Source organism: Serratia sp. TSO36 (genome assembly GCF_057808395.1).
On record NZ_JBJZOU010000001.1, the window covers coordinates 44,567 to 54,714 of the forward strand.

Sequence of the window (10,148 nt, forward strand, 5' to 3'; positions counted from 1 at the left end):
AGAGTATGGCGTTTTGTTTTTCATGGGTTATAGCGATAGATATTAGCTTCCTTTTTACTGTTAACCATGAAGTCTTTATCGTTTAATGCGGTTTTAATGAGTTCCTTATCCATGGGGACATGCAAGGTTGGCACTTTACTCATTAAATCTCTGAAAGTAGGTAGCTTGTCCCATAGGTTCCGTATTGCTTGCTTTAAGCTTTGTCCATCTAACAGGTCAGTTTTGGTTTTATAGTCCGGGTAGACAACAATTACAGGTAACCCCAAAGTATTTACCCCATAATCTATTTCTTCATTCAATGCCAATGAACTCACCGTGCGAACACTTAGGAATAGAATGATATTTTTTGAATTACTTAGTCTTTCACGTAATCTGGGTTTTAGTGTTGATTCCCAGTTACTTCCATCACGGACGTTGTATGTTTTGTCATGTGAGTTATTAAAAGGAAATGTGGAGTCAGCACCTTTCCATGCTTTCAACATACTGTAATAAACAAAATCCTTTGTGGCGTGCGCACCTAATGAGGTTTCATTAAAGGGCGACTGTACGTAAAAGGCACAATAGTTTCCATTCTTATACGACATTTTATTTTCCTATGATTGATTTTAGCCTAATAATTATACTTGTGCTGCTTCATAAAATCGCGGCCTAATACAGCAAAATGTGAGTCAGGGTTACCAAGGTTAAGATCGTGGTTATCTACAACTACACGGAGAAGTCCCCGGTTGGGCATTACCGGTAGACTCCCCAACCGCCCTGCCCGGCCGGTGTTCGCCTGATTTACCCTGTGATAACAGAGGGTTGGTGCTTACCTTCGGTTCCCTTCCGTCAGGCCAGTGCAAACCGGCGTCGGTAGAGGATGCGTTTTTTACGCACATTTCGTTTTTTCCCCAATTTTTATGCGATGCTGTCCTGACCGATCACCGATTTATTCGGCTTCACTGCGCCGGTGCCGGTACGGCACAATAGCAGTCTGAAGGCCGAAAAGTGCGCAGAGTGCGGAGAATAAAAAATTGAGTATCATCCCCCTCGAGATGGGACAGATTTCACGTAGCGCGATCAGTCTGCCTGGCGGCTTCGCGCGCGCCGTTCGGCTGCGCGAAATGGCCCTTGCCGCCTCACTGGATGTGCCCCGCTACCTGCTGGCACCGGAAATTGCGGTGCTGCTCGACTACCTTCCCGATCTACGCCAGCGCATGCTGATTGAAACGTTGTGGAATACCGGTGCCCGCATCAACGAAGCGCTGGCGCTGACGCCGGCCGATGTTTTTTTCAATGACGAGTTGCCCTTTGTGCGGTTACGCACCTTAAAGCAACGCGTCCCCCGTCCGCGCCGTCGGCCAACCAAAGAAGAACAGCAGCTGTGGGAGGCCCCGTTTCGGGCGGTACCGTTGCCAGATGCCGGTTATGTGCGCCGACTGCAGGAATACTTTGCGACGTTCAAACTGCTCACCCGACGGGCGACGCCGATGTGGGATGTGGCCAGTCAGGAAACACCGCGCAACTGGCTGCGAGCGGCGGTCCATCGTGCCGCCCAGGATGGTGTGATCTTCTCGGTACGCCCCATCACCCCGCACACGTTTCGGCACAGCTACGCGGTGCATCTGTTGATGAACGGTGTGCACATCAAACAGGTGCAGGCGTTGATGGGGCACAAGCGGCTGGAAAACACAGAGGTCTATACGAAGATCTTTGCGCTGGATGTAACGCCGGATCTGGCGTTCTCTCTGCCGGCCGATGAGGCACGGCGGTTGTTGGCACTGCCTGGTGCAAGATAGTTTTTAGTCGTATTTACTGTTAATTACAAATACGATTTTACAGAAAAGCGCATTTAATGATTTCAGTATTGACCTTGATGGTTAGGAATCTCAATCGGTTATTATTAAATTTCTAATATTGATTATATGGTTGCTTATTATTTCCCTCTTTCATAAGTAAACCATAAAAATACAGCATGATTGTCAATTGACTGAAAAGTAATTGCTTTTCAGCGTAAACCCAAATTTCAGGCAGATCTTCCCTATGCTGTCAGCAACCAGCGCTCTTTTTCCAGCCGCTGATGCCGTTGGGCCAGCAAGTCTTCTGCACGAACACCCGCTTCTGCACTCGAAAATACCATCCGGCTGCCGCACAGCACGCACTGGTACGGATCCACATTCGTAAATTGCTTCATCAATGAGGCATAGCCCGGTTTGGCCATCTTCATCTTTACCTCCATCTCCAGAGCCGCATATACCTTTGGCAGCAGAGCACCGCGTTTACGGTTGGACAGGACGCCGTGATACCTCACCATTTTAAAATGCCGGTATGGAACATGGCTGATGTAGCGCAGCAGCATCTCTTCCTGGCTCAGCACCTGCCTTTGGTGCCGCTGTGTACGGTGGTCATAATAGTGATGCACAGCGGCGCCGCCGGTGTAATGCCGCAGCGCGGACGCCGCCATCGGCGGGCGCTTCAGGTAACGGCCCAGGTAGTTGACGTTTTGCCTCACGTGTTTGGTCTTTTTCGCAAAGTGGATTTTCCAGCGCCGCAGGAACTGGACCTCAAGGAACTGGCACCACTCGCGATAATCCCGAATGTGCTCATAGCCGGCGGCGGGCAAGTCCAGCGCGGCGTAGCTTTCCCGCAGCAGTTTGATGACAGCCTGACGCCAGTAAGCTTCGACAACCTTCTTTTTGAAGTACATCGGCCGCCAGACGTTGTGTTTAAGGCACAATCCGCCGCGGGTTACGGACAGGTGAATATGCGGGTGCCGGTTAAGCTGCCGGCCGTAGGTATGCAGCGCATGTCAGCGCCAGTGATATAAGTCCCTAAATCACCATTTGATTTGTCCGCTCCATCCAACATGTTGTTTCCTGATGGTTCCGACACCGAAAAGGATATCAACATGCTGAGCAGAGAGGTCTTTTTCATGATAAAGCAAATGCGCCATCAGGGCGCTTACATTGTCGATATTGCCACCCAAATCGGCTGTTCCGAGCGCACCGTCAGACGGTATCTGCGTTATCCGTCACCGCCGGCGCGTAAGACGCGACTGCGAATGGAAAAACTCCGCCCTTTTATGGAGTACATCGATATGCGGCTGACCGAAAACGTCTGGAACGCCGAAGTGATATTCCATGAAATCAGAAAGATGGGCTATCCCGGCGGACGCTCCACGCTTCGGGCTTACATCCAGCCCAAACGCAAAATGCGGCCGGGTAAAAAGACTGTACGCTTCGAAACCCAGCCAGGTTACCAGTTGCAGCATGACTGGGGAGAAATCGAGGCGGAAGTGGCCGGTGAGCGCTGCAAAATCAACTTCGCCGTGAACACGCTGGGTTACTCGCGTCGCCTCCACGTCTTTGCGGCGCCGAGCCAGGATGCGGAGCACACCTACGAGTCCCTAGTGCGGGCCTTCCGTTACTTCGGTGGCGGCGTGAAAACCGTGCTGGTCGATAACCAGAAAGCGGCCGTGCTGAAAAATCACAACGGCAATGTGGTGTTCAACGCAGGCTTCCTGCAACTGGCGCAGCACTATGACTTCCAGCCCCGGGCTTGTCGCCCCCGCCGCGCGCGAACCAAGGGCAAGGTTGAACGCATGGTCGAATACCTGAAATACAACTTCTTCGTCCGTTACACGCAGTTCGACAGCTTCGCGCACGTTAACCAGTTGCTGGAGCAGTGGCTTGCTGAGGTCGCGGACCAGCGTGAGCTGCGCCAGTTCCGGCAAACGCCGACGACCCGCTTCGAGGAAGAAAAAGCGCACCTGCAGGCGTTGCCGGCAACGGACTTCGATACCAGCTACTTCGATATCCGTCACGTGGCCTGGGACGGCTATATCGAGGTACGGGGTAATCGTTACTCCGTGCCGGAAGCCTGGTGCGGCCGCCCGGTCTCCATCCGGATCACACTGGATGATGAGCTGAGGATCTACGGCAATGAGCAGCTTGTGGCCACTCATCGCCTGAACAACCGTGGTGCCGGGTGGCAGACCGTTCCGGAGCACCATGCACCGCTGTGGCAACAGGTGAGCATGGTAGAACACCGACCGCTGAGTGCTTATGAGGAGCTGTTGTGATGCATGAACTGGAAACGCTGTTGGGCCGCCTGAAAATGGAGCATCTGGGGTACCAGGTGGAAAACCTGCTGGAGCAGGCGGCGAAGGAAGAACTCAACTACCGCGAGTTTCTGTGCCGCGCGCTGCAACAGGAATGGAGCGGGCGCCATCAGCGCGGTATGGAGTCGCGACTGAAACAGGCCCGACTCCCCTGGGTGAAGACGCTGGAACAGTTCGACTTCAGCTTCCAGCCGGGCATCGACCGTAAGGTGGTGAGAGAGCTTGCTGGCCTGGCGTTCGTGGAACGCAGCGAAAACGTGATCCTGCTGGGTCCGCCGGGCGTGGGGAAAACGCATCTGGCGGTGGCGCTGGGCGTAAAGGCCGCCGATGCAGGGCATCGGGTGCTGTTCATGCCGCTGGACAGGCTGATAGCGACGCTGATGAAGGCGCGACAGGAAAACCGGCTGGAGCGCCAGCTGCAGCAGCTGAGTTATGCGCGCGTGCTGATCCTCGATGAAATCGGCTACCTGCCGATGAACCGTGAGGAGGCGAGCCTGTTCTTCAGGTTGCTGAATCGACGTTACGAGAAGGCAAGCATCATCCTGACGTCGAACAAGGGGTTCGCGGACTGGGGAGAGATGTTCGGCGACAATGTGCTGGCAACGGCGATCTTGGACAGGTTGCTGCATCACTCAACGACGCTGAATATCAAGGGGGAGAGCTACCGGCTAAGAGAGAAACGAAAAGCAGGCGTGCTGAGCAAAAATCTGGCGCCAGAAAACAACGAGGCATCGCTGGAGAAAAGCGGTCAACCTGGTTGATGAATAGCGGACATTAAGAATGGTGAAAAACGGTCAAAGATCGTGGCGTTGACACGCAACAAACAGGCCAATTTCTACCCCGAGCTTTTTGGCCCACTTCAGCAGTGTGTTGGCCGCACAGGAAAATAGCCGGTTGAGCAGCGGCCAGTTGTTGGCAAAGGCGGGCCAGAGTTTGTCGGGCATGGTGAAGGTGACGTGCTGCCATTCGCAGTCGGGGAGAATGTGCTGTTGCTCAGCAATCCACTGCTCGGTGGCCTTCATGCACAGGCGCTGCAGCCTTTGCCTTTACAACTGTGGCAAATGTATTTGGTGTGGGAGCAATGGGGTGAGGCGCAACAGTATCGGCGGGAGTCCATGGGGGTGTGCCGCAGGCGAGCATGCGCTCTATGACCAGCTGGGTCCATTCAGGGATGGAATCGCCGTGTTTAGCGAGTAACTGGCCTCAGCCATCATCAATCTGGAAGAGGAGTTTTGCGGGTCTGGGGATATACATGCACGGGATTATAACGAGTTACAGCAGCTGAAAAAAGCGCCTTTCTTACAAAGTCTTAGCTCCCACCGCAGGCGGGCTACTGTTCACCAAACGGATAGCCTGATAGTTTGCCGTATTTTTGAAGCGGTGCAGGAGTACGCAATGTACCGCGATAAAAACCCAGAGTTAGAGAGGGAATGCGAACAGATGCTGGCGGCGGTCAGAAGCCACCTGAACCAGAGTGTGATTAGATAAAAAAGGCAGCGCCTGCTGCTTTTCTGTCCAACCCTACTTGAGTAACAGAATGAAAGTATTCCTCGCTGTCATCATCGCCGCCATTCCGGTGGCCTACATCATTTGGGATCGCTACTTCCGCATTTTCCCGCTGTCCTATTTCGGCATCGAGAATGTGCAACGCATTGCGAGATGGGAAAGCCCGGAATGGCGCGAGCGCATCTTTTCGCGCGGGGGAATGACCAGTCATGAGTGGCTCCAAGTTAACAAGCGCCAACTCAAGGCCATCGATGCCGAACTGCGGCGCCGTAAACTTTAGGACTCCCGCCCCCGGCATCGCGACAACGTTAACCCCCCCCGAATGTCATTTTCATCTCACTTTTTCCCCGCATGTAACCGAACAGGTGACTGTTTCGCCGGCGAGCCCGCGGCCGCCGATCGCCGCCAGCCCCGTTCCCGCCTGACACGCCGATAAAGCAGGAGGTTTTTGCCTACCGCTCGCCCCATCTTGTCTAAAATAGAGTGGTAACAACTTCCGCTCATTTCGAATTTTGTTACCTCAGTACCGGTGCATCGGCGATTTATTCCCGTGGCGTCCGCTTTACGGGGCTGTCAAAATAGACGCAGTCGGCAAGATTGCGCTACGTGAAAAATTTATAACGGGCAAGGGCCGTTACCCTGCAGATTTTTCACAGCGCACCGATGTAATACATCTGTATTTCACTTTAAAATTCCGCCAGGGGGAAGCGATCATCAGCAACCGACCAGGCACCGACCACATGCCGGCGCCCAACACTCCGCTGGCCATCGCCCAGCCTGCAGGGGATCATCTGCGGGTAATGTAATTTAATAGAATTACATATGTAATACAAAAGACATACATATAAGCTTTTTACGAGGGGGTACCATGTTGATGACCAGCAGCGATCGGCCGATTGCCGTGACGCAGTATGAGACCGCACTCGCGCTGCGGCGCATGGCGCTGCTGCAACCTTACCTCCCTAAATACCTGCTGGCGCCCGAGGTGGCGGTGTTGCTGCATTATCTGCCTGATGAGCGGCAGCGCATGTTGTATGCCACGTTGTGGAACACCGGCGCCCGCATTACCGAAGCCTTGACGTTGACGCCGGAAGATCTGCTGCTCGAGGGACCGCGCCCCTGTGTTCGGCTGCGCACGCTGAAACAGCGTCGGCGGGGCAGAGGACGGCCATCGGCCGATGAAAAGATAGCCCGGATAGTGCCGCTGCTCGATGCCGGCTACGTCGATCAGCTGCGTCGGTTCCTGGCCACATTCAGGCCCGGCCGTCGACGCCCCTTGTTTGACGTCAGCCGGAAAACAGCCTGGCTGTGGCTGCAGCAGGCCGTCGCGCGCGCCAGGGAGGAGGGGATTGAATTTGCGCTGCCGGCCATTAATCCCAAGACGCTCCGGCACAGCTTTGCGATGCACCTGTTCTTCAATCACGTACCGCCGAAAGTGGTGCAGGCCTACATGGGCCATGAACGTTATGAAAGCACGGAGGTGTACCTGAAGGTGTTTGCGCTGGACGTGGCGCCGCAGTTGGGGGTGACGTTCTCACTGGATCACCGCGAGTATACGCACCTGCTGATGCAAAAATAGAATACCAATGTATTACACTTGCAATTCATTTTTCTTCTTTTTGTATTGCATTAGTTTTTGCCGTCATTACTTTCAAGGCGAACCATGCATTACATTTGTAATTACACATATAATACAGGTATAATAGTCGCACATGACGTTACCGGAGTTACATCAATGAGCACAATCCAGATCCGAGTAGATGACGAACTGAAAAAAGATGCCTACCAAGCTTTTGAAAAACTTAACCTGTCTCCTTCAGATGCTCTTCGTCTGTTTCTGCGGTATGTCGCAGAGAATGAAAAACTCCCCTTTGCCGAAGTCTCCGTAATGGTCAGTGAAGATGATGAAGACGCTGATATTCTGGCTGTCGTTCGGGAAAGGCTGAAAAATCCGGCCAGACGGATCAGGGTTAACGTTGATGACCTTTAATGTTGAATTTGACGAAAGGGCTTTTAAAGAATGGAACAAGCTCGACAAGACGATCCGAGAGCAATTTAAAAAAAAGTTAAAAAAGCTTCAGCAAAACCCTTACGTCGAATCAGCTCGTCTTCATGGTGATCTGACCGGCTGCTTTAAAATAAAGCTGAGAGCCTCTGGTTTTCGATTGATTTATAAGGTTATCGATGACGAGATTGTTATATGGGTAGTCGCTGTAGGTAAACGGGAAGACGACAAGGCCTATGAAACAGCCCGCAAGCGGATCTTATAAAAAGAAATACAAAAGTATTACATTTAATGTGTATTAGTCGCGACTTGATCTGACATATGACCTTGAAAGGTTGAGAGTTACCGGTTTTGATATAGGTGTCGAATCCTTATACAAAACACGAGGTAACTCTCATGCTTCATACTACCAATCCCGTCATAAAACACAAAACCGGTTTGCTCAATCTGGCTGAAGAACTCAGCAACGTATCTAAAGCCTGTAAAATCATGGGTGTCTCCCGTGATACATTTTACCGCTATCGCGAACTGGCTGATGAAGGCGGTGTGGACGCGCTGATTAACCGCAGCCGACGCGCTCCCAATCTCAAAAATCGTACCGACGACGCAACTGAACAGGCTGTTGTTGATTATGCTGTCGCGTTCCCTGCACATGGTCAGCACCGGACCAGCAATGAGCTGCGTAAACAGGGCGTTTTTCTCTCAGGAAGTGGTGTCCGCTCTGTCTGGCTGCGCCACAATCTTGAAAACTTCAAAAAGCGTCTGAAAGCACTGGAAGAAAAAGTGGCTCGTGAGGGTATCGAACTGACTGACAGCCAGATCGCCGCACTGGAACGCAAAGCCAGTGATGACGAGGCCTGTGGCGAAATTGAAACCGCGCATCCTGGTTATCTGGGTTCTCAGGACACGTTTTACGTGGGCAACCTGAAAGGTGTCGGACGTATTTATCAGCAGACGTTCGTTGATACGTACTCGAAGGTTGCGCACTGCAAGCTGTATGTTTGTAGTGGTCAAGTAATATTGGCCACGGTTTTACAGTAAGAACGGTATCTGTTCTCTGATTCTTCTGGCGTCAGTCCACCGTTATAATGATGTGGTCTGACGCTATTGTAGTAATTCAATATATAGCGATTGATTTGCCGCCGGGCTTCGTCTTTTCCCACGTAGCCATTCGCTGGCACCCATTCTGTTTTCAGGCTGCGGAAGAAGCGTTCCATCGGGCTGTTATCCCAGCAGTTTCCCCGCCGACTGACGCTTTGCTTTATTCTGTAACGCCAGAGAAGTTGCTGATATTTCAGGCCTTTATACTGGCTTCCCTGATCGCTATGGAACATGACATCACGCGGTTGGCTACACGTCTCATATGCCATCCGCAGAGCGTTGCTTATCAATGCTGTATCGGCATTCGCTGACAGACTCCAGCCGATAACTCTGCGGGCAAAAAGATCCATTACGACCGCCAGATAGCACCAGCGATTTCCTGCCCAGATATAAGTAATATCTCCGCACCATACCCGGTCTGGCTCCGGTACAGCGAACTGGCGCTCGAGCAGATTTGGCAGGCATGTATGCTCCTGACGGGCATTTTTGTACTGATATTTTCCGGGCTGACAACTGCTCAGGCTCAGGGACTTCATCAGACGCCCGGCACGGTAACGGCTCATCGGAATGCCGTTTTGGGTCAGCATTTCAGCCAGAGTGCGCGCGCCAGCAGAGCCACGGCTCTGGTTCCATGCCCGGCGTATCTCGCTGTACAACCTGACTCGCGCCGGATTAACAGTATCGCATCGTTTCTGCCAGTACCGGTAACTGCTACGGTGTACTCCCAGAGCGGAACAAAGTCTGACTACCGTGTGGCTGTCGCTCAGCCTGGCAATTATCGTGAACCGTTCAGTGAGTCGGACATCAAGAGCGCGGTAGCTTTTTTTAATATCGTATTCTGCTCCTCCAGGCGGCGAACCTGCTTTTCCAGCTCGCGGATACGCTGCTGCTCTGGGGTAATGGGGGTGGCAGAAGGCGTAATACCCTGGCGCTCTCGTCTGAGCTGGCGTACCCAAGATTCAAGCGTGGTAGAACCAACATTAACCGCTTCACTGGCTTGTCGATATGAGTAACCCTTATCAACGATCAACTGTGCACATTCCAGCCTGAACTCAGGGGTAAAAGTACGCTTAGTTTTCTTGTTCATTAAGTCACCTATTTTATGTTGAGGTGAGAATATCACCTTTAATCAGGTGGCCAAATTCACTGTGCCACTACAGTTACTAAAACGCCGATTACAGCGGCAGATCTGTTGAATGATCGCGTGTTGCCATTTTATGCATCTGAGGGCCTGCCAATGCTGAGAATACTGACTGACAGGGGCACAGAGTACTGCGGCAAAGTGGAGCAGCATGATTACCAGCTTTATCGTAAGCGTACACCGTGTACCGTCTGGTGATTTTCTGACACATTCGACAAAGTGGTTCCCACCAAATAGTAGTGGGAACCAAAATGTCAGATATGCAGAAAAATGTTGTCGCCGGCAGGCGAAAAGGC

General features: G+C 52.3%; 9 protein-coding genes and 4 pseudogenes. 9 read left to right on the forward strand and 4 right to left on the reverse strand.

The window, feature by feature from the left end; genetic code table 11:
- Positions 1 to 20 precede the first annotated feature (20 nt).
- Positions 21 to 584, reverse strand: a complete 564-nt coding sequence (locus tag ACK3CV_RS00255; RefSeq protein ID WP_164142078.1) for a TIR domain-containing protein — start codon at positions 582 to 584, stop codon at positions 21 to 23.
- Positions 585 to 1,013: 429 nt separating this feature from the next.
- On the opposite strand from ACK3CV_RS00255, the gene ACK3CV_RS00260 reads away from it, so the two are divergent.
- Complete coding sequence (locus ACK3CV_RS00260) at positions 1,014 to 1,778, forward strand: tyrosine-type recombinase/integrase (RefSeq protein ID WP_239504679.1); 765 nt, start codon at positions 1,014 to 1,016, stop codon at positions 1,776 to 1,778.
- 242 nt (positions 1,779 to 2,020) lie between these two features.
- Here the strand turns inward: ACK3CV_RS00260 and ACK3CV_RS00265 are convergent.
- Positions 2,021 to 2,785 (reverse strand): annotated as a pseudogene (locus ACK3CV_RS00265) (IS91 family transposase); the annotation flags it as partial.
- Between the two features lie 102 nt (positions 2,786 to 2,887).
- On the opposite strand from ACK3CV_RS00265, the gene istA reads away from it, so the two are divergent.
- Together istA and istB are read left to right on the forward strand one after the other, a co-directional pair.
- Positions 2,888 to 4,060 (forward strand): IS21 family transposase, encoded by a 1,173-nt coding sequence (gene istA, locus ACK3CV_RS00270; RefSeq protein WP_164142076.1) that lies wholly within the window; start codon positions 2,888 to 2,890, stop codon positions 4,058 to 4,060.
- Positions 4,060 to 4,860 carry an IS21-like element helper ATPase IstB gene (gene istB, locus ACK3CV_RS00275; protein ID WP_128868979.1) on the forward strand — a complete coding sequence of 267 codons (801 nt, stop codon included), beginning with the start codon at positions 4,060 to 4,062 and terminating at the stop codon, positions 4,858 to 4,860. Before istA ends, istB begins: the two co-directional genes overlap by 1 nt.
- A gap of 54 nt (positions 4,861 to 4,914) precedes the next feature.
- Here the strand turns inward: istB and ACK3CV_RS00280 are convergent.
- Positions 4,915 to 5,353 (reverse strand): annotated as a pseudogene (locus tag ACK3CV_RS00280) (transposase zinc-binding domain-containing protein); the annotation flags it as partial.
- A 283-nt stretch (positions 5,354 to 5,636) separates the two neighbouring features.
- Between ACK3CV_RS00280 and ACK3CV_RS00285 the strand changes: the two are divergent.
- The 5 genes and pseudogenes from ACK3CV_RS00285 to ACK3CV_RS00305 form a co-directional block, all read left to right on the forward strand.
- Positions 5,637 to 5,885: a hypothetical protein gene (locus ACK3CV_RS00285; RefSeq protein WP_164142099.1), complete on the forward strand. Its 249-nt coding sequence runs from the start codon at positions 5,637 to 5,639 to the stop codon at positions 5,883 to 5,885.
- A 588-nt stretch (positions 5,886 to 6,473) separates the two neighbouring features.
- Entirely contained in the window at positions 6,474 to 7,184 is a 711-nt protein-coding gene (locus tag ACK3CV_RS00290) for a tyrosine-type recombinase/integrase (protein ID WP_164142101.1), read from the forward strand.
- 156 nt (positions 7,185 to 7,340) lie between these two features.
- Complete coding sequence (locus ACK3CV_RS00295) at positions 7,341 to 7,595, forward strand: type II toxin-antitoxin system RelB/DinJ family antitoxin (RefSeq protein ID WP_000104338.1); 255 nt, start codon at positions 7,341 to 7,343, stop codon at positions 7,593 to 7,595.
- Positions 7,585 to 7,875: a type II toxin-antitoxin system RelE family toxin gene (locus ACK3CV_RS00300; protein ID WP_164142104.1), complete on the forward strand. Its 291-nt coding sequence runs from the start codon at positions 7,585 to 7,587 to the stop codon at positions 7,873 to 7,875. Before ACK3CV_RS00295 ends, ACK3CV_RS00300 begins: the two co-directional genes overlap by 11 nt.
- A gap of 131 nt (positions 7,876 to 8,006) precedes the next feature.
- A pseudogene (locus ACK3CV_RS00305) lies at positions 8,007 to 8,645 on the forward strand (helix-turn-helix domain-containing protein); the annotation flags it as partial.
- Here ACK3CV_RS00305 and ACK3CV_RS00310 read toward each other — a convergent pair.
- Positions 8,621 to 9,798, reverse strand: a protein-coding gene (locus tag ACK3CV_RS00310) for an IS3 family transposase (RefSeq protein ID WP_489009785.1) whose coding sequence is annotated in 2 segments (ribosomal slippage) — positions 8,621 to 9,531 and positions 9,531 to 9,798 — 1,179 coding nt in all. Because the reading frame shifts where the segments join, the coding sequence is not laid out codon by codon here. The pseudogene ACK3CV_RS00305 and the gene ACK3CV_RS00310 overlap by 25 nt on opposite strands.
- A gap of 75 nt (positions 9,799 to 9,873) precedes the next feature.
- Here ACK3CV_RS00310 and ACK3CV_RS00315 point away from each other — a divergent pair.
- A pseudogene (locus ACK3CV_RS00315) lies at positions 9,874 to 10,020 on the forward strand (IS481 family transposase); the annotation flags it as partial.
- Between the last annotated feature and the right edge of the window lie 128 nt (positions 10,021 to 10,148).